The sequence below is a fragment of the Nocardioides sp. cx-173 genome (genome assembly GCF_021117365.1).
Classification (GTDB): Bacteria; Actinomycetota; Actinomycetes; order Propionibacteriales; family Nocardioidaceae; genus Nocardioides.
On record NZ_CP088262.1, the window covers coordinates 4,372,827 to 4,396,565 of the forward strand.

General features: G+C 72.2%; 26 protein-coding genes and 1 pseudogene. 10 read left to right on the forward strand and 17 right to left on the reverse strand.

The window, feature by feature from the left end:
• Nucleotides 1-7 precede the first annotated feature (7 nt).
• Both LQ940_RS21335 and LQ940_RS21340 read right to left on the reverse strand, forming a co-directional pair.
• Complete coding sequence (locus LQ940_RS21335) at nucleotides 8-922, reverse strand: pseudouridine-5'-phosphate glycosidase (protein WP_231241311.1); 915 nt, start codon at nucleotides 920-922, stop codon at nucleotides 8-10.
• Nucleotides 919-1,794, reverse strand: a complete 876-nt coding sequence (locus LQ940_RS21340; protein ID WP_231241310.1) for a carbohydrate kinase family protein — start codon at nucleotides 1,792-1,794, stop codon at nucleotides 919-921. Before LQ940_RS21340 ends, LQ940_RS21335 begins: the two co-directional genes overlap by 4 nt.
• A 102-nt stretch (nucleotides 1,795-1,896) precedes the next feature.
• On the opposite strand from LQ940_RS21340, the gene LQ940_RS21345 reads away from it, so the two are divergent.
• The gene (locus LQ940_RS21345; protein ID WP_231241470.1) at nucleotides 1,897-2,880 is read left to right on the forward strand and encodes an ATP-binding cassette domain-containing protein; all 984 of its coding nucleotides are present in this window, start codon (nucleotides 1,897-1,899) and stop codon (nucleotides 2,878-2,880) included.
• Nucleotides 2,877-3,686 carry an ABC transporter permease gene (locus LQ940_RS21350; protein ID WP_231241309.1) on the forward strand — a complete coding sequence of 270 codons (810 nt, stop codon included), beginning with the start codon at nucleotides 2,877-2,879 and terminating at the stop codon, nucleotides 3,684-3,686. The genes LQ940_RS21345 and LQ940_RS21350 overlap by 4 nt, the downstream gene beginning before the upstream one ends.
• Nucleotides 3,687-3,701: 15 nt before the next feature.
• On the opposite strand, the gene LQ940_RS21355 is transcribed toward LQ940_RS21350, so the two are convergent.
• From LQ940_RS21355 to LQ940_RS21375, 5 genes are all read right to left on the reverse strand, one after another.
• Complete coding sequence (locus LQ940_RS21355; protein ID WP_231241308.1) at nucleotides 3,702-4,055, reverse strand: iron chaperone; 354 nt, start codon at nucleotides 4,053-4,055, stop codon at nucleotides 3,702-3,704.
• A 110-nt stretch (nucleotides 4,056-4,165) separates the two neighbouring features.
• Nucleotides 4,166-5,470: a cytochrome P450 gene (locus LQ940_RS21360; RefSeq protein ID WP_231241307.1), complete on the reverse strand. Its 1,305-nt coding sequence runs from the start codon at nucleotides 5,468-5,470 to the stop codon at nucleotides 4,166-4,168.
• Nucleotides 5,471-5,534: 64 nt separating this feature from the next.
• Nucleotides 5,535-5,810 carry a hypothetical protein gene (locus tag LQ940_RS21365; protein WP_231241306.1) on the reverse strand — a complete coding sequence of 92 codons (276 nt, stop codon included), beginning with the start codon at nucleotides 5,808-5,810 and terminating at the stop codon, nucleotides 5,535-5,537.
• 313 nt (nucleotides 5,811-6,123) lie between these two features.
• Nucleotides 6,124-6,546 carry an MmcQ/YjbR family DNA-binding protein gene (locus tag LQ940_RS21370; RefSeq protein ID WP_231241305.1) on the reverse strand — a complete coding sequence of 141 codons (423 nt, stop codon included), beginning with the start codon at nucleotides 6,544-6,546 and terminating at the stop codon, nucleotides 6,124-6,126.
• Nucleotides 6,547-6,585: 39 nt separating this feature from the next.
• Nucleotides 6,586-7,470 (reverse strand): aldo/keto reductase, encoded by an 885-nt coding sequence (locus tag LQ940_RS21375; RefSeq protein WP_231241304.1) that lies wholly within the window; start codon nucleotides 7,468-7,470, stop codon nucleotides 6,586-6,588.
• Nucleotides 7,471-7,605: 135 nt separating this feature from the next.
• Here LQ940_RS21375 and bla point away from each other — a divergent pair, with 135 nt between their 5' ends.
• On the forward strand, nucleotides 7,606-8,538 hold the full coding sequence (bla, locus tag LQ940_RS21380; RefSeq protein WP_231241303.1) for a class A beta-lactamase: 933 nt from the start codon (nucleotides 7,606-7,608) through the stop codon (nucleotides 8,536-8,538).
• Between the two features lie 126 nt (nucleotides 8,539-8,664).
• Here bla and LQ940_RS21385 read toward each other — a convergent pair whose 3' ends face one another.
• Nucleotides 8,665-9,732, reverse strand: a complete 1,068-nt coding sequence (locus LQ940_RS21385) for a Glu/Leu/Phe/Val dehydrogenase dimerization domain-containing protein (RefSeq protein ID WP_231241302.1) — start codon at nucleotides 9,730-9,732, stop codon at nucleotides 8,665-8,667.
• A 60-nt stretch (nucleotides 9,733-9,792) separates the two neighbouring features.
• Between LQ940_RS21385 and LQ940_RS21390 the strand changes: the two genes are divergently transcribed.
• Nucleotides 9,793-10,278, forward strand: coding sequence for an Lrp/AsnC family transcriptional regulator (locus LQ940_RS21390; RefSeq protein WP_231241301.1), 486 nt, complete (start codon nucleotides 9,793-9,795; stop codon nucleotides 10,276-10,278).
• 23 nt (nucleotides 10,279-10,301) lie between these two features.
• Here the strand turns inward: LQ940_RS21390 and LQ940_RS21395 are convergent.
• Together LQ940_RS21395 and LQ940_RS21400 are read right to left on the reverse strand one after the other, a co-directional pair.
• A pseudogene (locus LQ940_RS21395) lies at nucleotides 10,302-10,588 on the reverse strand (YnfA family protein).
• A gap of 153 nt (nucleotides 10,589-10,741) precedes the next feature.
• Nucleotides 10,742-11,200, reverse strand: coding sequence for a DUF1772 domain-containing protein (locus LQ940_RS21400; protein WP_231241300.1), 459 nt, complete (start codon nucleotides 11,198-11,200; stop codon nucleotides 10,742-10,744).
• Between the two features lie 71 nt (nucleotides 11,201-11,271).
• Here LQ940_RS21400 and LQ940_RS21405 point away from each other — a divergent pair, with 71 nt between their 5' ends.
• Complete coding sequence (locus tag LQ940_RS21405) at nucleotides 11,272-11,631, forward strand: winged helix-turn-helix transcriptional regulator (RefSeq protein ID WP_231241299.1); 360 nt, start codon at nucleotides 11,272-11,274, stop codon at nucleotides 11,629-11,631.
• A gap of 295 nt (nucleotides 11,632-11,926) precedes the next feature.
• Here LQ940_RS21405 and LQ940_RS21410 read toward each other — a convergent pair whose 3' ends face one another.
• The gene (locus LQ940_RS21410) at nucleotides 11,927-12,499 is read right to left on the reverse strand and encodes a mycothiol transferase (RefSeq protein WP_231241298.1); all 573 of its coding nucleotides are present in this window, start codon (nucleotides 12,497-12,499) and stop codon (nucleotides 11,927-11,929) included.
• A 278-nt stretch (nucleotides 12,500-12,777) separates the two neighbouring features.
• Between LQ940_RS21410 and LQ940_RS21415 the strand changes: the two genes are divergently transcribed.
• Complete coding sequence (locus tag LQ940_RS21415) at nucleotides 12,778-13,569, forward strand: SAM-dependent methyltransferase (protein WP_231241297.1); 792 nt, start codon at nucleotides 12,778-12,780, stop codon at nucleotides 13,567-13,569.
• On the opposite strand, the gene dnaB is transcribed toward LQ940_RS21415, so the two are convergent.
• The gene (gene dnaB, locus LQ940_RS21420; protein ID WP_269214283.1) at nucleotides 13,563-14,981 is read right to left on the reverse strand and encodes a replicative DNA helicase; all 1,419 of its coding nucleotides are present in this window, start codon (nucleotides 14,979-14,981) and stop codon (nucleotides 13,563-13,565) included. The two genes, LQ940_RS21415 and dnaB, sit on opposite strands and share 7 nt — an antisense overlap.
• A 476-nt stretch (nucleotides 14,982-15,457) precedes the next feature.
• On the opposite strand from dnaB, the gene LQ940_RS21425 reads away from it, so the two are divergent.
• The 3 genes from LQ940_RS21425 to LQ940_RS21435 are packed head-to-tail and all read left to right on the forward strand — an operon-like array spanning nucleotide 15,458 to nucleotide 18,586.
• Entirely contained in the window at nucleotides 15,458-16,795 is a 1,338-nt protein-coding gene (locus tag LQ940_RS21425; RefSeq protein WP_442939780.1) for an MATE family efflux transporter, read from the forward strand.
• Between the two features lie 4 nt (nucleotides 16,796-16,799).
• The gene (locus LQ940_RS21430; protein WP_231241295.1) at nucleotides 16,800-17,354 is read left to right on the forward strand and encodes a hypothetical protein; all 555 of its coding nucleotides are present in this window, start codon (nucleotides 16,800-16,802) and stop codon (nucleotides 17,352-17,354) included.
• A gap of 59 nt (nucleotides 17,355-17,413) precedes the next feature.
• Nucleotides 17,414-18,586, forward strand: coding sequence for a hypothetical protein (locus LQ940_RS21435; protein WP_231241294.1), 1,173 nt, complete (start codon nucleotides 17,414-17,416; stop codon nucleotides 18,584-18,586).
• A gap of 86 nt (nucleotides 18,587-18,672) precedes the next feature.
• Here LQ940_RS21435 and rplI read toward each other — a convergent pair whose 3' ends face one another.
• The 4 genes from rplI to rpsF all read right to left on the reverse strand — a co-directional run bounded on the left by rplI (nucleotide 18,673) and on the right by rpsF (nucleotide 20,465).
• Nucleotides 18,673-19,119 (reverse strand): 50S ribosomal protein L9, encoded by a 447-nt coding sequence (rplI, locus tag LQ940_RS21440; protein WP_231241293.1) that lies wholly within the window; start codon nucleotides 19,117-19,119, stop codon nucleotides 18,673-18,675.
• A gap of 14 nt (nucleotides 19,120-19,133) precedes the next feature.
• Complete coding sequence (rpsR, locus tag LQ940_RS21445) at nucleotides 19,134-19,370, reverse strand: 30S ribosomal protein S18 (RefSeq protein WP_011758085.1); 237 nt, start codon at nucleotides 19,368-19,370, stop codon at nucleotides 19,134-19,136.
• Between the two features lie 121 nt (nucleotides 19,371-19,491).
• Nucleotides 19,492-20,043 (reverse strand): single-stranded DNA-binding protein, encoded by a 552-nt coding sequence (locus LQ940_RS21450; RefSeq protein WP_231241292.1) that lies wholly within the window; start codon nucleotides 20,041-20,043, stop codon nucleotides 19,492-19,494.
• 122 nt (nucleotides 20,044-20,165) lie between these two features.
• Complete coding sequence (gene rpsF / locus LQ940_RS21455; RefSeq protein ID WP_231241291.1) at nucleotides 20,166-20,465, reverse strand: 30S ribosomal protein S6; 300 nt, start codon at nucleotides 20,463-20,465, stop codon at nucleotides 20,166-20,168.
• 180 nt (nucleotides 20,466-20,645) lie between these two features.
• Here rpsF and LQ940_RS21460 point away from each other — a divergent pair, with 180 nt between their 5' ends.
• On the forward strand, nucleotides 20,646-21,503 hold the full coding sequence (locus tag LQ940_RS21460) for a serine/threonine-protein kinase (RefSeq protein ID WP_231241290.1): 858 nt from the start codon (nucleotides 20,646-20,648) through the stop codon (nucleotides 21,501-21,503).
• Nucleotides 21,504-21,584: 81 nt separating this feature from the next.
• Here the strand turns inward: LQ940_RS21460 and LQ940_RS21465 are convergent, their stop codons facing one another.
• Complete coding sequence (locus LQ940_RS21465; protein ID WP_231241289.1) at nucleotides 21,585-23,696, reverse strand: FHA domain-containing protein; 2,112 nt, start codon at nucleotides 23,694-23,696, stop codon at nucleotides 21,585-21,587.
• Between the last annotated feature and the right edge of the window lie 43 nt (nucleotides 23,697-23,739).

Here is a 23,739-nt window from a genome sequence, read left to right on the forward strand (position 1 = left end):
GGCGGTCTCAGTGGACGGCGTACTCCCGCGCGATCGCGGCGCCGAGGCGCGCATTGCTGCGCACCAGCGCGATGTTGGCGGTGAGGCTGGCCCCGTCGGTGAGCTCGACGATGCGACCCAGGAGGTACGGCGTGGCGTCCTTGCCGCCGATGCCCAAGCGGTCCAGGTCGGCCAGCGCGTGGTCGATCACGGCGCCGATCTCGGCGGCCGGGATCTCGTCCTCGGCGGGGATCGGGTTGGCGACGACCAGCCCGCCGGCCAGGCCGAGGTCCCACTTCGCGCGCATCATCGCGGCCACGTCGGCGGGCGAGTCGAGGCGCATCGGCGCCCGGTGGCCGCTCTCGCGCGAGTAGAACGAGGGGAACTCCTCGGTCCCGTAGCCCACCACCGGCACCCCCAGCGTCTCCAAGGTCTCCAGCGTGAGGCCGATGTCGAGGATGCTCTTCACGCCCGCGCACACCACCGCCACGTCCGTGTGGCCCAGCTCGGTGAGGTCGGCCGAGACGTCGAAGGACGTCTCCGCACCACGGTGCACGCCGCCCAGCCCGCCGGTCACGAAGGTACGGATCCCGGCCAGGGCCGCCAGCCGCATGGTCGAGGCCACGGTGGTGGCGCCGTGCCCGCCCCGCGACACGACGTACGGCAGGTCGCGCACGCTGGCCTTCATCACGTCGGGATGGCTCGCGAGCAGCTCGAGGTCGTCGGGCGACAATCCGATCCGCGGGCGACCGTCGAGCACGGCGATCGTCGCGGGCGTGGCGCCGAGGTCGCGCACGATGCCCTCCACCTCGACGGCCATCGCGACGTTCTGGGGGTACGGCATGCCGTGGCTGATGATCGTGCTCTCCAGCGCGACGACCGGACGGCCCTCCGTGAGCGCGGCCGCCACCTCGTCGGTGACGCTCAGCGAGGGGTGGCTCACAGTCGGCTCCGCACCAGCTCGTCGGTGAGGTCCCGGCGCACGGTGTCGGGGGAGGCCACGGTCAGCGCCGCGGCCGCATGGCCGTAGGCCGCCGCCTCGCTCGGAGAGGCTCCGCCCAGCACCGCATGGCAGAACGCCGCCAGCATGGCGTCCCCGGCGCCGGTCACGTCCACCACCTCCCCGGGCACGGTCGCGAGCTGGGTCTCGCCGTCCGGGCCGCTCAGCACCGACCCACAGGGTCCGCGACGGACCCACACCAGCTCGACGTCCCGGGCGCGCAGCGCGGCCGGGCTGCCGCCCAGGACCGCGAGCTCGCCGGTGTTGGGGGTGGCGCACCACAGCGGCCGCTCCCCGACCAGGGGAGCGAGGGCGGCCGCCTTCGCCACGCTGACCGGGTCGAGCAGCACCCGGACCCCGGCCTCGGTCGCGTGCGTCCAGGCCGCGGCCAGCGTGTCGTTTCGCAGGTTGCCGTCGAGCACGACCAGGTCGGCGCTCGCGATCAGGTGGGCGTCGAGGTGCTCGGGCCCGAGCGTCGCGGTGGCCGCCATGTCGGCGACGCCCACGCTCAGCTCGCCGCTGGGCTCGAGCACGGCGAGGTAGGTGCCGGTCGCACCGGCCACCCGGCGTACGCCGGACACCTCGACCCCGGCGCCGGCCGTCGTGGCCACCAGGTCGTCGCCGAACACGTCGTCCCCCACGGCCGCGACCAGCGCGGTCGGGGTGCCGAGCCGGGCGAGGTTCTCGGCGATGTTGCGGCCCACCCCGCCGGGGCTCGTCGAGAGCGTCCCCGGGTTGCTCGTGCCGCGTACCACCGCGGACGTCGTCCGCGCCTTCAGGTCGAGATTGGCTCCCCCGATGACCACCACCGTCACGAGCGTGACGCTACCGGCGATGAGATGCGGTGTCCGCGGCGGTCTCTACCGTGGAAGGACGGCGGCGAGACAGCACACACGAGAGGCGAGGCCGTGGTCGAGATGATCCGCGCGACCGGACTGGTCAAGCGCTACCAGAAGGTGGAGGCCCTCGGCGGCCTGGACCTGTCGGTCGAGGAGGGTCGGGTCCTGGCGCTGCTGGGTCCCAACGGGGCGGGCAAGACGACCGCCGTCCGGATCCTGGCCACGCTGCTCGAGCCCGACGGCGGCTCCGCCCAGGTGGCGGGGGTCGACGTGGCCGCCGACCCCGACGGGGTGCGCTCGCGCATCGGCCTCTCCGGGCAGTACGCCGCCGTCGACGAGTACCTCACCGGCTACGAGAACCTCGAGATGGTCGGGCGCCTCTACGGCCTGGGCAAGCAGCGCTCCCGGCGGCGGGCGCGCGAGCTGCTCGAGCGCTTCGACCTCGCCGAGGCCGGCGACCGGCCCGCCAAGACCTACTCCGGCGGGATGCGCCGGCGCCTCGACCTCGCCGGGGCGCTCGTCGCCGAGCCGCCGGTGCTGATCCTCGACGAGCCGACGACGGGGCTCGACGTGCGCAGTCGGCTGCAGATGTGGGAGGTGATCCGCGAGCTGGTCGCCTCGGGCGCGACGCTGCTGCTGACGACGCAGTACCTCGAGGAGGCCGACCGGCTGGCCGACGCCATCGTGGTGATCGACCACGGTCGCACGATCGCCCGCGGCACCGCCGACGAGCTGAAGTCGCAGACCGGGGGCGAGCGCATCGAGGTGGTCCTCGCCGACGTCGCCGACCGCGCCGCGGCGGGCGCCGTACTCGGGAGGGTGGCGATCGGGGAGATCCAGGTCGACGACAACGGCCGCGACCTCGTCGCCGCCGTCGACGGGGGCGCCGGCGCGCTCGCGCAGGTGCTGAGCGGCTTCGCCGCCGACGGCGTGGAGGTGCTCGACGTCGGGCTGCGCCGCCCCACCCTCGACGACGTGTTCCTCAGCCTGACCGGCCGCGCCGCGGAGTCCGACCCGGCGACCGACGCGGCCACCGAGACCACCCAGGAGGTGTCGCCATGAGCGTCGGAGCCGCGCGCGCCGTCACCGACGGCTGGATCGTCGCCAAGCGCAACCTGATCAAGATCAAGCGGGTGCCCGAGGTGCTCGTGTTCGTGCTGATCTCGCCGATCATGTTCGTGCTGCTGTTCGCCTACGTGTTCGGCGGTGCGATCGACCCCGCCGGGGCCGTGGGCTACAAGGAGTTCCTCATCGGCGGGATCTTCGCGCAGACGGTCGTCTTCGGTGCGACGTTCACCGGCGCCGGACTGGCCGAGGACATGCAGAAGGGCATCATCGACCGGTTCCGCTCCCTGCCGATGTCCAACGCCGCGGTGCTCGTGGGCCGCACGACCTCCGACGTGGTCTACAACGTGCTGTCGCTGATCATCATGGCGCTCACCGGCCTGCTCGTGGGCTGGCGGATCCGCGAGGGCGTCCTCGACGCCGCCGCCGGCTTCCTGCTGCTGCTGCTCTTCGCCTACGCGATCAGCTGGGTGATGGCGTGGGTCGGGCTGCTGGTGCCGAGCGTGGAGGTCATCAACAACGCGTCGTTCATCGTGATCATGCCGCTGACCTTCGTCTCCAACGCGTTCGTGCCGCTGGAGTCGTTCTCCGGGGTGCTGCGCCACATCGTCGAGTGGAACCCCGTCTCCACCCTCACCCAGGCCGTACGCGAGCTGTTCGGCAACACCGACCCGGCGATCCCGGTCTCCGACGCCTGGTCGATGCAGCACCCCTTCGTCTACACACTGCTGTGGGTGGTGCTGATCCTGCTCGTCTTCGTGCCCCTGTCGGTGCGCCAGTACCGGCTCGCGAGCACCCGCTGAGGCGGTCGGCCGCCGCTAGCGCGGCCGGCCCAGGGCCCGCAGCGTCCGCCGTACGAGGGGCTCGTCGAGAGCACGCAGACCGAAGCGCAGCGTCCCCTTCCCCGACGCGTACGGCGCCAGGTCCAGCACCAGCCCCGGGTCGTCCGCCGGCGCCTCCGGCTCCGGGTAGATCGCCAGGTGCGTTCTCCACCCGGCCAGGTGGAGCAGCGACCGGCCCTCGCGGGTGAAGGTCGCCATGTTGTAGGCGATCGTCTCCTCGACGCCCGCGATCTCCTCGTGCACCCACCCCCGCACCGCCCGCACCGCCGCCGCCGGCCCCGGCTCGAGATCCGCGAGGTAGGCGTCCACGTCGGCGTACTTCTGCACCATCCGGGCAGGATATCCATCCGCCGCCGGGGATAGTCCCTGACGTTTGTGTCGCAATCTCCGTGCTTTGACAGCACAAACGTCCGGGGCTACCCCACCCGCCCGGTACGCCGTCAGCGCACCGGCAGCGACGCGTCCCGGTCGTCGAACAGCCGGACGGGGAGGGACTCGACGCCGTAGACGGCCGAGAGCTTGCGGAAGTCGAGGTCGGCGGGGTCGGCGGTGATGCGCAGGTCGGGGAAGCGGCGGGCGAGCCCGCGCAGGGCGATGCGCAGCTCCATCCGGGCGAGCTCGGCGCCGACGCAGCGGTGGATGCCGTGGCCGAAGGCGAGGTGGCGGGTGGGGACGCGCAGGGGGTCGAACCGGTCGGGCTCGGGGGTCAACGACGGGTCGCGGTTGGCCCCGAGCAGGGAGATGCCGAGGACGTCGCCGGCCCGGACGTGGTGGCCGGCGATCTCCATGTCGTCGCGGGCGAAGCGCACGAACGCGAGCTGGACCACGGTCAGGTGCCGCAGCAGCTCCTCGACGATGCGGTCGACAGCCGCGTCGTCGCCCTCCCGCATGAGGGTCATGGCCTCAGGGTGCTGGGCGAGCAGGTAGGTGCCGAGGGCGAGCATGCTGGCGGAGGTCTCGTAGCCGCCGAGGAAGACCCCGTCGGCGAGCCCGCCCAGCGTGACGTCGTCGAGCTCGTCACCGTGATCGCGCAGGAGGGCGCCGATCAGCCCCTCGCCGGGGTCCTTGCGCTGCTTGGCGACCGAGCTGATCAGGAACTCGCGGGTGTGGGCGGCGGCCCCGAAGACCCCCGCCCCGCCCTGCGACAGGTCGAACCGGGCGGCGCCGAGGCTGTGGAACCGGGCCCGGTCGTCGACGGGCAGGTCCAGCAGCTCGCAGATGACCTCGAAGGGGATCGGGAACGCGAACTGGTCGACCAGGTCGACCTCGGGTCCCAGCTCGGCCATCGCCTCGAGCCGCGCGTCGACGATCCGCTCGATCACCGGCTCCAGCCGGGCCAGCCGGCGCTTGGTGAACTCGGGGGTGAGGTAGCGGCGCAGCGCGGTGTGCGCCGGCGGGTCGGTCATGCCGAGCCCGCCGATCTGCTCGGAGTCGCCGCGCCCCTCCTGCGAGACGAACTGCCCCAGGTCGTTGGACGTGGCGGCGCCGTTGGCGAGCAGCGCCCGCGCCTCGTCGTACCCGCTGACCAGCCAGATGCCCTTGCCGAACATCTCCGCGATCCGCTTGACCGGCGTCTCCGCACGGACCGCGGCCATCTCCGGCAGCGGGTCGAGGCCGTCGCGCTTGAGCGGCATGGTGATCGAGTCGGGCAGGAACCGCAGCTTGCGCAGGTCGATGCCGTTGCGCGTCGAACGGGTCAGGAGGCGCGTCGCCACCCGGCGCTTGACGGTGCTGAGGAGACCCATGGCCCAAGTTCACCAGAAAGGAGGAGTTTTCGTGCATCAGGCATGACCCTGACCACACCCCGTGTCACTCCCGGTGCCGTCGCAGGACCTCCGGACTCACCGACGCGAGGAGCAGCAGACCCCCGACCTCGAGCACCAGAACCATGCCGTCCACCGTGCTCGGGCAGGGGACCGTGTCGTCCCGCTCAGCCGGAGCCCCGAGGAGCCGGGTCAGGAGCCTGATGCCCGCCGGCGGGCAACCATGGGCCAGCAGCTCACAGGTGCATTCGGCGTCCCAGTCATCACGCCTCATCAGGCGCAACAGCAGCAGGACGACCAGGTCGTCCGTGGCCGATGCCAAGGTCGCCGCTGGCACCCCCCGGAGCCGGTCGAGCGTCCGTCCCGCGAGGCGGCGGAGCGATGCCGCGTCGCACCCGGCAGCCACCGACTCACAGAGGGCGTCGACGAGGACGCCGGGGAGTAGATCGAGCGCCGGGTGGGCCGCCGCGGCTGGGCGAGTGGCCGACGGTGCCCGTGATCTCGACACTCGGCTTCTCGGCGGCCCCTGCGGCGGCCGCCGGCGCTCACGTGACTGACGACGTCGTCTGCTGTTGGCACCCATGGGCCCAGGGTGCGCGAGGAGGCCGACCTCGTGCCGGCTCTCTCCACAGGCCTCAGGTCGGCGGCGGCCCGTGGCCGTCGATGAGCGCCGCGAGCCGGCGCGGAGCCTGCAGGCGGTAGCTGTCGGTGAGCAGCTCGGCGACCTCCTGCCAGTCGGTGTCGTCGTCGAGGAGCAGGCCCGCCGCGGTCGGCCACCACTCCGGCCGGAAGTACGGCGGGCCGAGGTGGCCCAGCGCCGCGGCCTCGGCGGCCTCGGCCCGGAACACCAGCACCAGCGCCGGCCCCCGCGTCCCCGCCGCGCGGGCGTAGCCCTCCGGCCGGCCGTCTCGCACCTGGCAGACGTGGGCGAAGGTCCTCTGGCGCACCCGCCACCTCACCCCGACCCAGGCGTCCTCCTCGCGGGTCTCCGGCAGCGCGAGGCAGATCGCGGCAAGGCGTCGCACCACGTCTGCGAGCAGCTCGTCGTCCTGGTCCATACCGGCGACGCTAGCCACCGCCACGGACGGTCCCCGGGGTCACTCGGCGTCGAGCCGGGTGACCTCCTCGGGGGTGAGGTGGAGGTCCGCCGCCGCGGCGGAGTCGGTGATCGACTGGGGGCGCTTCGCACCGGGGATCGGGATGACGACCGGCGACTGGGCGAGCTCCCAGGCCAGGGCGACCTGCTGGGCGCTGACGCCGTGCGCGTCCGCGACCTCCTGGAAGGCCGGGTGCTTCTCGGCGAGCTCCTTGGCGTCGCTCAGGCCCCCCAGCGGGCTCCACGGCAGGAAGGCCAGCCCGAGCTGGTGACACACCTCGATCTCGGGACGGCTGCTGCGGAACTTCGGCGAGAACTGGTTCTGCACGCTCACCAGGGAGTCACCCAGTACGGCGTGCGCCGAGCGGATCTGCGCGGGGTCGGCGTTGGAGAGCCCGATCATGCGGACCTTGCCCGAGTCGGCGATCTCCTTGAGCGTGCCGATCACCTCGTCGTAGGGCACCTCCGGGTCCGGCCGGTGGTGCTGCCACAGGGCGATCTGCTCGACGCCGAGCCGCTCCAGGCTCGCGTCGACGGCCTCGTGCAGGTGCGAGGGCGAGCTGTCGGTCGCCCAGCCCCCGCCGTCGGTCCGCACGTGCCCGCCCTTGGTCGCGAGCAGGACCCGGTCGCGGACCCCGAGCTCGTCGAGGATGCCGGCGATCAGCCGCTCGTTGGCGCCCTGCGCCCGCGCACCGAGCTCCTCGCCCGGGCCGTAGGCGTCCGCGGTGTCGAAGAGGGTGACGCCGGCGTCGAGGGCGGCCCGCACCGTGTCGACCAGCTGCTCGCGCGGCTGGGTCCCGGTCTGGTCGAACGTCATGAGGCCGAGCCCGATGGCGCCGACCTCGATGCGTCCGGTGGTCTGGTTTCCAAGGTGTCGTGTCTGCACCCTTCGCAGCCTACGGACGCGACCTGCTCAGGACGACCCGCGCGCCGAGAACTCGTGGTGGGAGGTGGCGAGTGCCTCCTCCTCCCACGTACGCCGCTCGGCCGGCCGGGCGAGCGGGCTCTACGCTCAGGGGACATGTCCGGACCCTCACGCCTCGTGCTCGGCGCCCTGGCGCTGGTGCTCCTCTCGGCAGGCTGCGCGGCGACCACGGACGACGGGGCCGCGCCACCGCCCGCCGTGCCTGCCTCCGCTGCCCCGCCCGGTGACGCTCCCGCGCCGGCGGCTCCCGACGTCTCCGCGGCGTTCCGCGCTCTCGAGTCCCGCTTCGATGCCCGACTGGGCGTCTACGCCGTCGACACCGGGACCCGGGCACAGGTGGCCTGGCGCGACGGCGAGCGCTTCCCCTACGCCTCGACGGTGAAGGCACTGGCGACTGGCGCGCTGCTCGACCGGCTCGGTGTCGCGGGCCTCGACGCGGAGGTGCGGATCACCGCCGCGGAGATCCTCCCCCACTCCCCGGTCACCGAGCGGCGGGTCGGCTCCACCATGACCCTGCGCGAGCTCGCGGCGGCCGCCATGACCGAGAGCGACAACGCCGCGGCCAACCGCCTGTTCGAGGCCCTGGGCGGTCCGCGGGGCCTCGACGACGCCCTGGCCGCGCTGGGCGACGACGTCACGACCGTCTCGCGCACCGAGCCCGACCTCAACGAGGCGATCCCCGGCGACGAGCGTGACACCACGACGCCACGCGCGATCGCCGGCGACCTGCGCGAGTACGTGGTCGGGGACGCCCTCGGCGCCGAGGAGCGTCGGATGCTCACGGCCTGGCTGCGGGCCACGAGGACCGGCGACACCCTCGTGCGCGCGGATCTCCCGGCCGACTGGGTCGTGGGCGACAAGTCCGGAGGCGGCGGGTACGGCAGCCGGGGCGACATCGCGGTGATCTGGCCGACCACGGGGGCGCCGATCGTGATCGCGGTGCTCTCGACCCGCGACCGGTCCGACGCCCCGTACGACGACCGGCTGGTCGCGCGTGCGGCCGCCGTGGCGGTCGACGCGCTGAGGTGACCGGGCGCCCGATCCAGGTGTCCAGCTCGCCGCGTTCGACCCCCTCCAGCGTGAGCGGCCCGGACCAGCCCCGCTCGGCCAGCAGCTCCTGGTCCCTCGCGCGGACCAGGCGGGGACCGCCGTCGTTCACCGGGAGACCGGTTGCTCGGTCTCCGCGGCGACCGCGCGGGCAGCCTGCGATGTCGTGGTGCCCTGGTCCCGGGCGACCTCGAGGATCCGGCTGACCTGGTCGCCGATGGCGTCGATCCGCGCGTTCGTGGCCGCCTCGTCGAGGTCGAGTTCCTCGCGGCAGACCGCGTGGATGATCCCGCCCGCGCTCGCGATCACGTCCGGGACCCAGACGATCCCCCGCTCTCGCAGCACCACCTCCACCCCCTCGTCGGCCAGCTGGTTGTTGGCCGGCCCGACGACCAGCGTCGCCCGGCAGGATCGGGCAGTCGCGGCGGTGAGGAGTCCCCCGGTCGCCGCGGGCACCAGGACGTCGAGCTCCTCGTGGACTAGCTCGGTCGACGCCCAGGCCCGCCCGCGACGCTCCGCCTCGGGTCGCAGGCCGTCGTCGACATCCGACACGATCACCCGGGCACCAGCGGCCGCCAGCGTCGATGCGACGAGCCGGCCCACCCTCCCGAAGCCGACGACGCCGACCCTGAGGCCGGCGAGCCCCCGCCCGTGCGTGTGAGCGAGCGCCGCGGTCAGGGCCGCCACGACGCCGCGGGCCGTGCCCGGGCTGGAGTCCCCGCTGCCGCCGTGGGACTCGGGGCGGCAGAAGGCCCAGCCGTGGGCGTGGTCATGGATGAGCGCCATGTCGTCCGGCCCGGACCCGAGGTCGGGTCCGGTGAGGTAGCGGCCGTCCAGCTGCGCGATGCAGTCGGCGATGTCGAGGATGAGCGCACGCCGGGTGCTCGGGGCGAGCGCGCGGTCGGGGACCATGGCGACCGCCTTGCCGCCGCCGTGCGGGAGCCCGGCCAGCGCGCACTTCTGCGTCATCGCGCGGGAGAGGCGCAGCACGTCGGCCAGCCCCTCCTGCCAGGAGGGGTAGGCCCTGATCCGGCAACCCCCGATCGCCGGACCCGGCCCGGTCGAGTGGATCGCGATGGCGAGGGGGAGCCCGGTCCGCGTCCCGCGGGTGAGGCGCACCTCCTCATGCTCGGGGTCCAGGAGCTCTGGGTCTATAAGAGGTCGCGTTCGATCCATCCCGAAATGCTGCACCGTTCCTGCGCGCAGCCAGACACCGAAGAGCGATATGTTCGACGAATGCCCGAAACTCCGCTGCTCGATCGGATCGACAGCCAAATCGTCCACGCGCTCCAGCGAGATGCCCGGCTCCCGCTGCGCGACCTCGCCGAGATCGTCGGCGTCGCCGCATCGACGTGCTCGGAACGGATTCGCCGCCTCCAAGCGAGGGAAGTCATCTCCGGCTTCCACGCCGAGGTCGACCTGACCGCGCTCGGGCGGTCCGTCGAGGCGCTGGTCTTCGCCCAGGTCCGACCACTGAGCCGAGACCTCATCGAGCGCTTCCACCACGATGCCCTGGCCATGCCCGAGGTGATGGCGGTGTTCGTCCTGGCGGGCGGTGACGACTTCCTCCTGCACGTCGGTGTCGGCGACGTGCAGCAGCTCCACTCCTTCCTGGTCGACCGGCTCAGCAGCCGCAAGGAGGTCGTGCAGTTCCGGAGCTCCATCGTCTTCACCCACGGCCGCAAGCAGGCACTGGAGAACCTGCGACCGCCAGCCACCTGACGGCCTGGCCACCGCGGTCGTGATCAGCCGGTGCGTGGCGAGTACATGATGACCGCCACCCCGGCCAGGCAGAGCAGGGCGCCCGCGACGTCATAGCGGTCGGGACGGAACCCGTCGAGCGCCATCCCCCAGGCGAGAGAGCCCGCCACGAACACCCCGCCGTACGCGGCGAGGATCCGCCCGAAGTGGGCGTCGGGCTGGAGCGTGGCCACGAAGCCGTAGAGGCCGAGCCCTGCCAGACCAGCCACGCGCCACCGATCTCGGCGATCGCCGCCGCGCCGAAGAGGGCGAGCGATCTGAGGGCGTCCACGGCAGCATCCTGTCATCGGGCGCGCGCCACGGCGCAGGTCGCCGGTGTCCCTGGGCCCTCGGGCGCAGTTGCTCGCCGATACGACGCCGCCCGCGGGTCTGCTTCACGACAACGCGGCCTGGTACCGGGCAGCGGGCGGGATGCGGAGGTCGATCAGCCCGTCGACGCCACCGCCCCGAGCGCAAGGCTGGCGAATCCGGCGGTGATGAGGGCGACGCGCAGGTAGTGCAGCCGGTCCCAGCGCTGCACCTGGTCTCGCCAGTCGGCTGGCGCATCCCCCGGTGTCCAGGTCTTGGCGCGATTGTTGATCGGGACCAGCAGGGTCACCGAGATGACGACGCTCACCATGAGCAGCGCCGCTCCTATCGCCGCCGCCCAGGTCGAGCCCGCACCCTGCGCGAGCACCGCGACCGCGACGCACAGCAGGAACGACGCGACGTACCACCACGGCATGAGCCGGCCGAGGACGCGGCCGCCATCGGCGCGGCCCAGCAGGCCCGCATCGCCGGGCAGGCGGTCGAGGATGGGGTTGACGAAGACCGCCACGCAGAGCTCGACCCCCACCAGCAGGCCGGTCACGACCAGGGCAACCACCGCAATCGACGTCGTCATACCGATGATCGAAACACGGTGGTGCCAAAAGGCACAGTACTTACATTCTTGGCAGTGCCTACGCTCTCCGCATGCCCTCCTCGAGCTCTCGCCTGCCGCGTCCTCCCGAGACGGTCGAGCACTGCCCCGTCGACACCGCTCTCGCCGTGGTTCGCGGGCGATGGAAGGGGACGATCCTGTGGCTGCTCAGCGAGCGTCCGATGCGCACCAGCGAGCTGCGCCGCCGGATCCCCCGCATCAGCGAGCGCATGCTGATCCGCCACCTCCAGGAGCTGGTCGGCGACGGCGTGCTCGATCGGCACGACGCCGGAACGGTGCCGCCCCACGTGACGTACTCGGTCAGCGAGTACGGACGCACCCTGGAGCCGGTGGTGCGGGCGCTGTGCAGCTGGGGCGGTGACCACCTCGACCGGAAGACCGCAGCACGCTGACCCCCGCAGCCGGGCGTCCGCCTGGTGTCCTCACGCCCACCAATCGAGGTAGGAGTCGTCCTCGGCAGGGCTCTCGCAGACCCAGCCGGGGACAGGGAAGACCCGCCAGCGGACGGAGGATGACTCGCTTTCGACGCTGTCGGCGCACCGATCCGCCGCCCGATCGGACTGCGGAGCAAACAGGCCTGGCCCGAAGGCGTACACCGCGAGAGCCAGCACGAGCGCTGCCAGAACCAGGGCCCGAGTGCTCGTCATCTCGTCTCCATCAGTAGGCAGGGAAGCGGCATGGGTGTCGTCAGAAGCGGAAGGGAACGGCCGGACCAGGGGGATCCTCGCCCACGCGGCCGTCCACCGATTCGCGGAGCAGGTCGGCCTGGCCCGTGTGACGGCCGTACTCCTCGATCATGTCGACCATCAATCGCCGGATCGCGATGAGGCGGCGCCCGGCGGGTGGACGGTAGGTCGCCGCGGGTCCGTGCTCGTGAGTCAGTGCCGTCCGCAGTACTGCATCACTCCGGTCCACCGCGTCGTGCCAGAGCTCGTAGAGCACGGCCGGCGGGTCGTGGTCTGCCGACTCGAACACCCACCTCGACCGCGTCTCGGGCTCCTGCAGGGACCACGGCCGCGGCAACGGTCCATGTCCGAGATCGCGGGTGAAATTGAGGTCCTCCATGTAAGCGAGATGCTTCAGGAGCCGACCCAGCGTCAGCTCCGACCTGCCGACGCGTGCGGACAACCCGGCCGCGTCGAGACCCTCGCACTTCCAGATGAACGTCGCTCGTTGCCTCTGCAACGACCCCGCCAGCGTCTCGGCCTCGGAGCCGACCTCCGGCGGCTCCGCGTACCCGTCCCGACCTCGCTCAGCCATCACGTCAGCCTAGACGCGCGCAGGTCGACACACCCCCCGGATCTCCCCCTACCGTGGGTCGGGTGACCTTCTGGCAGCTGGTCGAGGCACGTGTGGTGGACCTGGTAGGCCTCGGAGCGACTGTCGAGCGAAGGACACCAGGCCTCGGCCCCCGGTGAGTCGTTCTACTACGTCGTCCTGCGCGACCCGGAGGGCAACGAGTTCTGCGTCAGTTGAGGGCTGTTGCCCAGGCGAGGCAGTGCCCCATAATTCGCGTGCCGGTGCTCCAGCAACCCACCATGCTGATCGGCATGGATGTCACTGCACTCACCCAGCCGGACCGGTACCCGCTCTCCGCCAAGTACGACAGTGAGTGGGTCCTGGGCCTCGACATGGGCCCGCACCCTCTCTGGCAACTCGAAGATCTGCTGACGGACCTCGATGTTCGCCCTGGCGCGAAGGTGTTGGACCTCGGCTGCGGCAAGGGCGCTACGTCAGTCTTTCTCGTACAGGAGTGTGACGTCGACGTGGTCGCGTTCGATCTCTGGGTCGACGAGGACGAGCTGCGGAGCAACTTGGAGGCGCAGGGGGTCGCAGAACGCGTGACGGCCGTCAACGGGGATGCCCGCAACCTGCCGTTCGATGACGACGCGTTCGACGTGATCGTCAGCATTGACGCCTTCGAGTACTTCGGCACCGACGTGCGCCTGTTGCCGACTGTCCTGCGCGTGCTGAAGCCAGCCGGTGGCATCGGCATCACGACCCCTGCCCTTCGGACAGATCCCTACCAGACCACTCCACCGACATACGTGACAGATGTGGTCGGGTGGGAAGCCGCCGGCTGGCATGCGCCCGACTGGTGGGCAAGGCACTGGCGCCTGAGCGGCTTGGTCGAGAACATCACTGCGAGGATGCAGGAGCATGGACATGAGGACTGGCTGCGGTGGGCCCACGCGCTCGGCGGGGATGAAGGCGAGGCCATCATCAACATGCTCAAAGCTGACCTTTCCCACGAGGTCGGCTTCTCTGTCGTGAGTGCGACGAAGCGGGAACGCCGGGCAATTGACCGGCCACCACCTGGCGGTCAGTGAGCCATGTCGACAAAACGGGAGTAGTGGCCCTGGAAGGCGACGGTGATGTCGCGGGTGGCGCCGTTGCGGTGCTTGGCGACGATCAGGTCGGCCTCGCCGGGGCGGGTCGACTCCTTCTCGTAGGCGTCGTCGCGGTGCAGCAGGATCACCATGTCGGCGTCCTGCTCCAGGGAGCCCGACTCACGCAGGTCGCTCATCATCGGCCGCTTGTCGGCGCGCTGCTCGGGGCCACGGTTGAGCTGCGAGAGCGCGATGATCGGGAGCTCGAGCTCCTTGGCGAGCAGCTTGATCTGACGGGAGAACTCCGAGACCTCGAGCTGGCGCGACTCGACCTTGCGACCCGACGTCATGAGCTGCATGTAGTCGATGACGATCAGGCGCAGGTCGTGGCGCTGCTTGAGCCGGCGGGCCTTGGCCCGGATCTCCATCATCGTCATGTTGGGCGAGTCGTCGATGAACATCGGCGCCGACGACACCTTGCCCATGTGACGGGCCAGCTTGTCCCAGTCCTCGCTGCCCATCTTGCCGTTGCGGATGTGGTTGAGCGGCACCTTCGCCTCCGCCGAGAGCAGGCGCATCGTGATCTCCGAGCGCGTCATCTCGAGGCTGAAGAAGACGCTGGCGAGGTTGTTGCTGATCGAGGCCGCGCGGCAGAAGTCGAGAGCCAGCGTGCTCTTTCCCATGGCGGGTCGCGCCGCGACGATGATCATCTGGCCGGAGTGCAGGCCGTTGGTCAGGTCGTCGAGGTCGGCGAAGCCGGTGGGCACGCCGTAGAGCCCGGACTCGCGGTTCTCGATGGCCTCGATCTCGTCGAGGACCTTGTCCATGATGTCGGACAGCGGCGCGTAGTCCTCCGCGCTGCGGCGGTCGGCCACCTGGTAGATCTCGGCCTGGGCCCGGTCGACGATGTCGTCGACCTGGCCCTCGCCGGCGTAGCCGATCTGGACGATCCGGGTGCCGGCGTCGACGAGGCGGCGCAGCACGGCCTTCTCCCGGACGATCTCGGCGTAGAAGGCGGCGTTGGCGGCGATGGGGACGTTGGCGGCGAGGGTGTGGAGGTACGGCGCCCCGCCGATCTTGGCCAGCTCGCCCCTGCGCTGGAGCTCGGAGGCGACGGTGATCATGTCGACGGGCTCGCCGCGCCCGAACAGGTCGATGATCGCGTCGTGGATGGTCTCGTGGGAGGGCCGGTAGAAGTCCACCCCGCGCAGCACCTCGGAGACCTCGGCGACGGCGTCCTTGGAGATCAGCATCGAGCCGAGCACCGACTGCTCGGCGGCCATGTCCTGCGGCGGCGTGCGGTCGCCGGGGCGGCTGGGTCGTTCACCGGGCGCGTAGGCGGCGGGACCGTCGCCCCAGTCGTCGAACGGGGGCTCGGGCGTGCCCCGGGTGTCGGACTCGGTGACGCTCAACGCGGGCTCCCTGTCGTCCGCACTCGCGCGCGGACGCTGGTCATGGGTGGAGGGGGTCGATGGTGCGGGATCGATGCTGCCGGCCGTGCGTGCGGGGGCGAGCCCGGACGCGTGTCGACACGCTAGGAGGGGGCGCCGACATCGGGAGGTCAGCTGCGAACTTACGGGCGCGCGGGCCCAGGTGGAAGCGGCCTATCCACAGGGCCTGGGGATAACCGGTGGATCCAGGTGGACGACACGCGGGTAACTGTGCACAGGATGGGGAGCAGCCTGTGGAGAAACGCCCGGGAACGCCGCCCATCAAGGCGCTGACCTGCGAAGACGCCGCAGAGGGCGTGTGCATGAAAAATACTTCGAGAGCATCTCGGTTCACCGGCCGTCCACCTCGTGGTCGCGCCCCGGATTGTCGACATGGCGCCCCAACGTCCGGGTTTCCACACGTTATCCACCGGTTGCGCTTTTACCACGACAATGGCGTGGTGCGCCGCGAAATCGACCGAGAGATCTGGCGGCTCGCGGTCCCGGCGTTCCTGGCGCTGGTGGCCGAGCCGCTGTTCCTGCTCAGCGACGCCGCGATCGTCGGCCACCTCGGCACCGCGGAGCTCGCCGGCCTCGGGATCGCGGCCGTGGTACTGCAGACCGCGATCGGCCTGTGCGTGTTCCTCGCCTACGGGACCACCGCCAGCGTCGCCCGCCACCTCGGCGCCGGGGACCGCGCCCGGGCGCTCGCCCAGGGCGTCGACGGAGTGTGGCTCGCGGTGCTCATCGGTCTGGTGACCACCGTGGCCGGAGTCGCCCTGACCGGCCCCCTCGTCGACGCGTTCGGGGCGGGCGAGCAGGTGTCCGAGCACGCGACGACGTACCTGCGGATCGCCTTCCTCGGCGCGGTGCCGCTGCTGGTCATGCTGGCCGCCACCGGCGTGCTGCGCGGGCTGCAGGACACCCGCACGCCGCTGGTCGTGGCGGTGGCCGGCAATGCGCTCAACATCGCCCTCAACCTGCTGCTCGTCTACGGCGCCGGCCCGGTGGCGGGCATGGGCCTGGCCGGCTCCGCGATCGGCTCGGTGCTCGCCCAGGTCGCGAGCGCCGCCGCACTCGTCGCGGTGGTCGTGCGGGCCGCCCGCCGGGAGGGCACGTCTTTGAGGCCCGATCTGCCCGGAGTCCGCGCGGCCGCCCGCGCCGCCGTCGCGCTGGTGATCCGCACGCTGACCCTGCGGGCCGCGCTGCTGGTCACGACGTACGCCGTGACCATCGGAGCCGGCGTCGACTCCGCCGTCGACCTGGCCACCCATCAGCTGGCGATGACGCTGTGGACGTTCCTCGCGTTCGCGCTGGATGCCATCGCGATCGCCGCGCAGGCGATCACCGGTCGCCACCTCGGCGCCGGCGACGTGGCGGCGACGCGTGCCGTCACCCGGCGCATGGTCTGGTGGGGGGTGGTCAGCGGCGTCGTCACCGGGCTGGGCCTCGCCGCCCTCAGCCCGGTGCTGGGCCCGCTGTTCAGCGACGACCCGGAGGTGCACCGGCTGCTCGTCCCGGTGCTCGTCGTGGCGGCGCTCGCTCAGCCGGTCGCCGGGGTGGTCTTCGTCCTCGACGGAGTCCTGATCGGCGCGGGGGACGGCGCCTACCTGGCCTGGGGCGGCGTCCTGACGCTCGCCGTCTACGCCCCGCTCGTCCTGCTCGCGGGCCACGCGCTCGGGAGCCTCGTCGCCATCTGGGCGGCGTTCGCCGCGGTGTTCATGGGCGCCCGCTTCGTCGTGCTCACCCATCGCGCCCGCACCGACCGCTGGCTGGTCACCGGCGTCCTACAGTGACGCCATGAAGCCCCTGCAGTCGGTCGCGATGGGGTGCGTGTTCGTGGCGCTCTACGCGCGGATCCAGGGCTACGACGCCTACGCCGACCCGTTCGGCTGGCTCCTCGTGATGCTCGGCGTACGCCGGCTCGCGGACGAGACGCCGCTGCGAGGCGCGATGCTCGGCACCGCCGCCCTGGCGCTGCTGGTCTCGCTGCCGCTGTGGCTGCCCGGCGTACGGGACCCGGTGGCGGACCTCGACGCCTCGGTCGGCTGGGCGCTGGGCCTGCCGGCGTTCGCCTGCCTCGCCGTGCTGTGCCACGGGCTGGCCGAGGCCGCCGACGCCGCCGACGATCCGGGGCCGGCGCGCTGGCTGCGACTGCTCCGCACGGCGGTGGCGGTCGTCGCGTTGCTCCCGGTGCTGGTCTTCGGCGCCGGGGTCGATGGCCTCGCCTCGACCGCCTCCCTGGTGTCGTCGGCCGTCTACGTCGCCCTGGTCTGGCTGCTCTTCAGCTACTCAGGCCGCCGCTGGGCGGTCAGGGCCGCCGTCGAGCGCCCCACGAGCAGCCCGGCTGCGTAGCCTCGCCTCCACCGTGGCGTTGAACCCGCGCCCGCACCGACTCACTCCTGGGAGAGCTCATGTCGCCTCGTACCGCCCGCCGCCGGGCGCTCGTCGCCGGGGCCCTGGTGGCCGCGCTGCTGCCCGCGATCGGTCCCGCCGCGCCCGCGGGCGCGGCCCCGGGGTGCACGACGGACGTGGACCGCTCGGCGCTGGCCCTCGGCGGCTGCGACGACGACACCCCGCCGGAGACGCAGATCCTCTCGGTCAGTCCCCGGCCGACGGCCGGCGGCTATGTGTCGTCGGGCTCGCTCACCTTCACCTTCCGCGGTGTCCACCCCGATGGCGACACCGACCCGATCGGGTTCCGGTGCCGGCTGGTCGGGCTGGAGAGCGCGCCCTCCGCCTGCAGCAGCCCCGCGACCTACCGCGGACTGGCCGACGACAAGCTCGACGGCTACGAGTTCCAGGTGACCGCCGTCGACACCACCGATGCCGCCCACGCCTGGGTCGACTGGCTCGCCCTGCCGATCCGGACCGAAGCCGACCCGAGCGACGCCGACCCCACGCCGGCCACGCAGGCGGTCCGGGTCGACACCCTCCTCCCCAACACCTACATCTTCGGCGACCTGTACGGCGGCCTCCACTACGACGTGCGCCCCTCGCTTCCGATGGCGCTCACGCCGGACCTGCCGGTGTTCGTGGACTCCAGCGAGAGCGCCGAGCGCGGTGGGGTCGGCTACGCCTGCACGGTCGGTGCTCGTGCGGTGCCGTGCCGCCAGGACCGGACGGTCCTGCGCCACCTGACGCCCGGGACCAAGGTGCTGAAGGTGGCCGCGGTCGACCCGGCCGGCAACCGCGACCCCAGTCCCGCGTCCCTGCGCTTCTCGGTGCCTCGCGACCTCACCGCCCCGGCGCGTGGGCCGTGGCGGACCCGGAAGGGGGCCGGCCACTTCGGCCGAGACGCGCTCGAGACCTCGAAGGTCGGTGCCCGGGTGGTCGTGCGGCCCGCTGGCGCGGTGCGCGAGGTGATCCTGCTGGCGCCCGCGGGACCCCGGCTGGGCGTCGTCACGGTGCGGATCGGGCGGGGCTTCAGCAAGCGGATCCGCCTGAGCGCCCCCCGCAACGAGGCCCTCAAGGTCTACGTCGTACGCCGCGTCGAGGACGGCCCGCTCCGCGGACCCATCACCATCGAGGTCACCTCCCTCGGCGCCGGCAAGGTCGCCCGCATCGACGCGCTGCTCGCCCACTGAGCGAAGCGCGGCCCGGGCAGATAACGCGGACGAGGCCGCCCTCCCGGAGGGAGGACGGCCTCGTGCGGTGGTGCGGTGGGGCTGGGTCAGGCGGGGATCACGTTGAGGGCCACCGAAGCGGACACCTCGTCGTGCAGCTTGACCGAGACCTGGTGGTTGCCGAGCGACTTGATCGGGTTGGTGACCACGATCGTGCGCTTGTCGACGGCCTCGCCGGACACCGAGGTGATGGCCTCGGCGATGTCGGCGACCGTGACGGAGCCGAACAGGCGGCCACCGTCACCGGCGCGGACCTTGACGTCGACCGGCGACGACTCGAGCTTGGTCTTGATCTGCTCGGCGTGGTCGTGGTCGCGCACGCCACGGGAGGCGCGGGCGGCCTTGATCGAGGTCACCTGCTTCTCGCCGCCACGGGTCCAGCGGATCGCGACGTTGCGGGGGATGAGGTAGTTGCGGCCGTAACCGTCCTTGACCTCGACCACGTCGCCGGGGGCACCGAGACCGGTGACCTCCTGGGTCAGGATGAGCTTCATGTTGTCCCTCTCCCTTATCGACCGGTGGACGTGTAGGGCAGCAGGGCGACCTCACGTGCGTTCTTGACGGCGATGGCGACGTCGCGCTGGTGCTGGACGCAGTTGCCGGTGACCCGACGCGCGCGGATCTTGCCGCGGTCGGAGATGAACTTGCGGAGCAGGGCGGTGTCCTTGTAGTCGACACCGGTCGCCTTCTCCTTGCAGAACTGGCAAACCTTCTTCTTGGGCTTGCGAATCACTGCCTTGGCCATTGTGGTGCTTCCTCTCTAGAAGCCCGGCCCCGAGTGGGTACGGCGCCGGAATGGTTCGGGTTGATTGCGGTTTCGAGACGACGCTGGTGCGCCTGCTCATGTGCTGTGCTGCGGATCGAGCTCAGAACGGGGGCTCCTCCGAGCCCACGCCGGGAGCGCCCCACGGGTCGGACGCCGGAGCGCCGCCACCCTGGCCGCCGGCCGGACGCGACGGCGCCGCGGTCGCCCACGGGTCGTCGCCGCCACCGGACTGGCCGCCCGAGGACTGACCGCCGCCGTAGCCGCCGCCACCACCGCCGCCGCCGGAGCGGCTGGCGCGGGTGACCTTGGCGGTGGCGTACTTCAGCGAGGGGCCGACCTCTTCGACGTCGATCTCGAAGACGGTGCGCTTCTCGCCCTCACGGGTCTCGTACTGGCGCGACTTGAGCCGCCCCTGCACGACGACGCGCATGCCCTTCTGCAGCGACTCGGCGACGTTCTCCGCCGCCTGGCGCCACACGGCACAGGAGAGGAAGAGGGCGTCGCCGTCCTTCCACTCGTTGGACTGCCGGTCGAAGGTGCGCGGCGTCGACGCGATCCGGAAGTTGGCCACCGCAGCCCCCGAGGGGGTGAAGCGGAGCTCCGGGTCGTCGACGAGGTTGCCGACCACGGTGATGACGGTCTCGCCTGCCATGTCAGGTCTCCCTAGCTGAAGTTGATCCCTGGTGGATCTCGGTGGTGCCTGTCGGCGCCCAGGCTCATCAAAGCCTGCGCCGTCGACAGTGGAAAGAGCGTGTCCACAGAGGGACGCCGACCTCAGGTCAGCGAACGAGCACCCGGGCGGATCACCTTCGTGCGGAGGATCGCCTCGTTGAGCGTGAGCTGGCGGTCGAACTCCTTGACCGTGGCCGGCTCGGCGCTCAGCTTGATGACGGCGTAGATGCCCTCGGCGTTCTTCTTGACCTCGTAGGCGAGGCGGCGACGTCCCCAGACGTCGACGTTCTCGACGGTGCCACCGTCGTTGCGGATGACGTTGAGGTACTTGTCGAGCGAGTCCTGAACGGTGCGCTCCTCGATGCTGGGATCGAGGATGACCATGACTTCGTAGTTGCGCAAAGCGGAACTACCTCCTTTGGACTTGGCGGCCACGGTCTCTCCGTGGCAGGAGGGGTATCGGTGGTTCATCTCGCGGCGCACCCGTCGGTGGGGCACCACAAGACAGGCAAGGTTAACAGCGCGCGGAGACCCTGTGGAAATCGCGGACCGGGCGGTCTGGAGCGGCCCTACCGTCGAGCGATGCGGACCACCGAGCCACCCCTCGCCGGGCGCCTCATCCTGCTCGACCCGATCGGGGCCGGCGGCATGGGCGAGGTCTGGCGGGCCTGGGACCTGCGCGGGCGACGCCTGGTGGCCGCCAAGGTCCTGGGCAGGTACGACGACGCCCTGCTGCAGCGCTTCGTCCGCGAGCAGGCGGTGCGCGTGCGCCACCCGCACGTCGTCGCGCCGCTCGACTGGGCCGCCGACGGCGGCCGGGCCGTGATCACCATGGACCTCGTGGCCGGCGGCTCGGTCGAGACGCTCCGGGCGGAGCACGGCCCACTGCCCGAGCCGCTGGTGGCGCTGCTCCTGGACCAGCTCCTGCAGGCACTGGCGGCCGTGCACGCGGCGGGCGTCGTCCATCGCGACGTCAAGCCGGCCAACCTGCTGCTCCAGCCGGGCGCCGTCCACCTGCGGCTCGCCGACTTCGGGGTCGCCGCCGTGCTCGACGGGCAGCGGCTGACCGGGGCCGGCCCCGTCGGCACCCACGGCTACGTCGCCCCCGAGGCCGAGCGCGGCGCACCGCCGCACCCACGCCAGGACCTGTATGCCGTCGGCGTGGTCGGCCGCCAGCTCACCGCGGCTCCCCACGGCGTACTCGGGCCGCTGCTCGACGCGCTGGCCGACCCGGACCCGCGGCGGCGACCGCCGTCGGCGCAGGAGGCGCTGACCCGGCTGCGCAGGCTGCCGCTCCCACGTCCGCAGTGGCCTCCGGTGCCCGACCGGCTCGGGCCCGCGCCGACCAGGGGCGACCCGGCGCGGACCGCGCTCGTCCTCGCCTGCCTGTGCTTCGCCCTGGCGGGACTGCTCAGCCTCGCGGTGCTCGTCGCGACCTGAGCCGGCGGGCCAGCAGCAGGGCCCAGCCGGCGGCGAGCAGCACCAGCGCCGCCGCGAGCAGGACCCAGGTCATGGCGGCGCCTACTGCAGCTGCAGCGGGTTCTCGGCGACGACCTGGCCCTGCTCGCCGACGACGAAGGCGCCGTTGACGCCCGACACGCCGGTGGGCACCTCGAACGGCACGTAGATGCAGACCGAGGCCTCCCCGAAGGACCAGGTGTCCTGCAGCGAGCCGAGCTGGTCGTCCCCGTCGAGGGAGGAGTAGGTCACGCCGATGGGGATGCCGTCGGGGAGGCCCTCGATGACGTACTCGGCGTACAGCATCTCCCCGGTCTCCGCACTCATCGTCTGCGGCGCCTCCGGCGAGCTCGAGCCGGCGCAGTCGCCCTGCTCGCCGTCGCGCGCCCAGCCCGCGGGCCGGAAGGTCGCGTCGTCGGGTACGTCGGCCGCGTCCGGGAGCTCCTCGGCGTACGGCGAGACGTAGTCGGGGTCGCCGCCCTCCTCGGCGATGCGCAGGACCTCGTCGGCGAGCGCGACCGGGCGGATCAGCGCCGAGCCCTGGGTGATCGCGCCGGCGTCCTCCGAGCCGGCCGTGATGACCGCGGTGTTGATGCCGATCAGCTCACCGTCGTCGTTGATGGACGGGCCGCCGGAGTTGCCGGAGCCGAGCCGCACGTCGCTGTCGATGAGCCCGCGCTCGGTGCCCACGATCTCGTCGGACTGGAACGTCGAGACGACGCCGCGGGTCACGGTCAGCGGGCGGTCCAGCGAGGCGCGCACGTTGCCGATCGACGGGTACCCCAGCGCGGTGATCTCGTCCCCGGTGCGCAGCTCGTCGCTGTCGCCGACCGGCAACGGCTCCGGCAGATCGATCTCGGAGTCCTCGAGAGGGTTGCCGTCCGCGTCCGCGCTGATCTTGAGGACCGCCAGGTCCAGGTAGCCGTCGGTGACGATCGGCTCCGCGCGGTAGGCCGCCGTGGCCGGCTTGTCGTCGTCCTCGGAGGTGAGCGAGACCAGCAGGTAGTCGGGGTCGGGCACCTCGCTGGCGCCGCCCTGACCCGGCGCGGACGGCAGCGCGACATGGGCGTTGGTCAGGATCAGCCCGTCCTCGCTGATGATGCTGCCCGAGCCGGAGTGCGTCGGCGTCCCGGTGTCGTCGACGGCGATCAGGAAGACCGCGGCGGCCTTGGCCCGCGCCAGGTCCGAGGCGCTGAGCCCGGCCGAGCCGCCGGTCGTGCCGCCGCCGCCGTTGTCGTCGTCGCCCAGGACCTCCACCACGGTGAGGCCGCCGCCCACGCCGAGCACGAGCCCGAACACCGCGGCCGCGAGCCTCATCTGCCCACGCCGCTTCTTCTTCGCGATCGAGGCGGCCGCCTGGCTGGCGTTGACCACGGGGACGAGCTCGAGCTCGAACCCCGCGGTCGGGTGGCCGAGCAGGACCTCGACCGGCTCCTCGATCTTGTGGCTGGTGATGCGCTCACCGTCGAGGTAGGAGCCGGCGGTCGAGCGGTCGACCCACCACCAGCCGTCGGGCCGGGGCTCGATGACCGCGTGCAGGCGGGAGACCGCCGCGTCGTCGACGACCACCTCGCACGACGGGTCGCGACCGATCCGCACCGGCATGTGGGGCTGGAAGCGCAGGTCGCCGCCGTCGCGGCGGCGTACCAGCAGGCTGGGCCCGCCGGCGCCGGGGAAGCCTGGCAGCGCCGCACCGGTGACCACGGTCTGGGCCAGCAGCGGGGAGGCCGGCGGGAAGGCGGGTCCGGCCTGGGGACGGTCCGTCGGTCCCGGCGGAGGCGGCGGGGGGAAGCCGGCGGGGGGCGGCGCCGCGACCGGCGGCGCGGCCGAGGGCGACGGGGCCACCGGGGCCACCGCGGCCGGTGGCGGCGCGGCCACCGGGGCCGAGACGCTCACCCGCAGCGTCAGCGCCTCCCCCTCCGCCCCGAAGGAGAGGGTGCACGTGCCGGTCAGCAGCGCCTGGCGCACCGGGCGGCCGTCGAGCCGGGTGCCGTGGGAGCTGCCGAGGTCGACGACCTCCCAGCCGTCACCGGCGGCGCGGATCTCCGCGTGCCGGCGCGAGACGGTGGGCTCCACCGCGACGATGTCGTTGTCCGCCTCGCGCCCGATCCGGAACGTACGTGGCTGCTCCGAGGCCCACGTCCCCGTGGGCGACTGGATGCTGATCGTGCTCATGACGGCCTCTTCTTCGGTCCCCTGCGCGGTGAGGGGCAGCGTA

Excerpts from the sequence above, each read along its gene's own strand:
- LQ940_RS21345 (WP_231241470.1), top strand. The coding sequence starts at position 1,897 with ATGATCCGCGCGACCGGACTGGTCAAGCGCTACCAGAAGGTGGAGGCC.
- LQ940_RS21350 (WP_231241309.1), top strand. The coding sequence starts at position 2,877 with ATGAGCGTCGGAGCCGCGCGCGCCGTCACCGACGGCTGGATCGTCGCC.
- LQ940_RS21355 (WP_231241308.1), bottom strand. The coding sequence starts at position 4,055 with ATGGTGCAGAAGTACGCCGACGTGGACGCCTACCTCGCGGATCTCGAG.
- LQ940_RS21360 (WP_231241307.1), bottom strand. The coding sequence starts at position 5,470 with ATGGGTCTCCTCAGCACCGTCAAGCGCCGGGTGGCGACGCGCCTCCTG.
- LQ940_RS21370 (WP_231241305.1), bottom strand. The coding sequence starts at position 6,546 with ATGGACCAGGACGACGAGCTGCTCGCAGACGTGGTGCGACGCCTTGCC.
- bla (WP_231241303.1), top strand. The coding sequence starts at position 7,606 with ATGTCCGGACCCTCACGCCTCGTGCTCGGCGCCCTGGCGCTGGTGCTC.
- LQ940_RS21385 (WP_231241302.1), bottom strand. The coding sequence starts at position 9,732 with ATGGATCGAACGCGACCTCTTATAGACCCAGAGCTCCTGGACCCCGAG.
- LQ940_RS21390 (WP_231241301.1), top strand. The coding sequence starts at position 9,793 with ATGCCCGAAACTCCGCTGCTCGATCGGATCGACAGCCAAATCGTCCAC.
- LQ940_RS21400 (WP_231241300.1), bottom strand. The coding sequence starts at position 11,200 with ATGACGACGTCGATTGCGGTGGTTGCCCTGGTCGTGACCGGCCTGCTG.
- LQ940_RS21405 (WP_231241299.1), top strand. The coding sequence starts at position 11,272 with ATGCCCTCCTCGAGCTCTCGCCTGCCGCGTCCTCCCGAGACGGTCGAG.
- LQ940_RS21410 (WP_231241298.1), bottom strand. The coding sequence starts at position 12,499 with ATGGCTGAGCGAGGTCGGGACGGGTACGCGGAGCCGCCGGAGGTCGGC.
- LQ940_RS21415 (WP_231241297.1), top strand. The coding sequence starts at position 12,778 with ATGCTGATCGGCATGGATGTCACTGCACTCACCCAGCCGGACCGGTAC.
- LQ940_RS21430 (WP_231241295.1), top strand. The coding sequence starts at position 16,800 with ATGAAGCCCCTGCAGTCGGTCGCGATGGGGTGCGTGTTCGTGGCGCTC.
- LQ940_RS21435 (WP_231241294.1), top strand. The coding sequence starts at position 17,414 with ATGTCGCCTCGTACCGCCCGCCGCCGGGCGCTCGTCGCCGGGGCCCTG.
- rplI (WP_231241293.1), bottom strand. The coding sequence starts at position 19,119 with ATGAAGCTCATCCTGACCCAGGAGGTCACCGGTCTCGGTGCCCCCGGC.
- rpsR (WP_011758085.1), bottom strand. The coding sequence starts at position 19,370 with ATGGCCAAGGCAGTGATTCGCAAGCCCAAGAAGAAGGTTTGCCAGTTC.
- LQ940_RS21450 (WP_231241292.1), bottom strand. The coding sequence starts at position 20,043 with ATGGCAGGCGAGACCGTCATCACCGTGGTCGGCAACCTCGTCGACGAC.
- LQ940_RS21460 (WP_231241290.1), top strand. The coding sequence starts at position 20,646 with ATGCGGACCACCGAGCCACCCCTCGCCGGGCGCCTCATCCTGCTCGAC.
- LQ940_RS21465 (WP_231241289.1), bottom strand. The coding sequence starts at position 23,696 with ATGAGCACGATCAGCATCCAGTCGCCCACGGGGACGTGGGCCTCGGAG.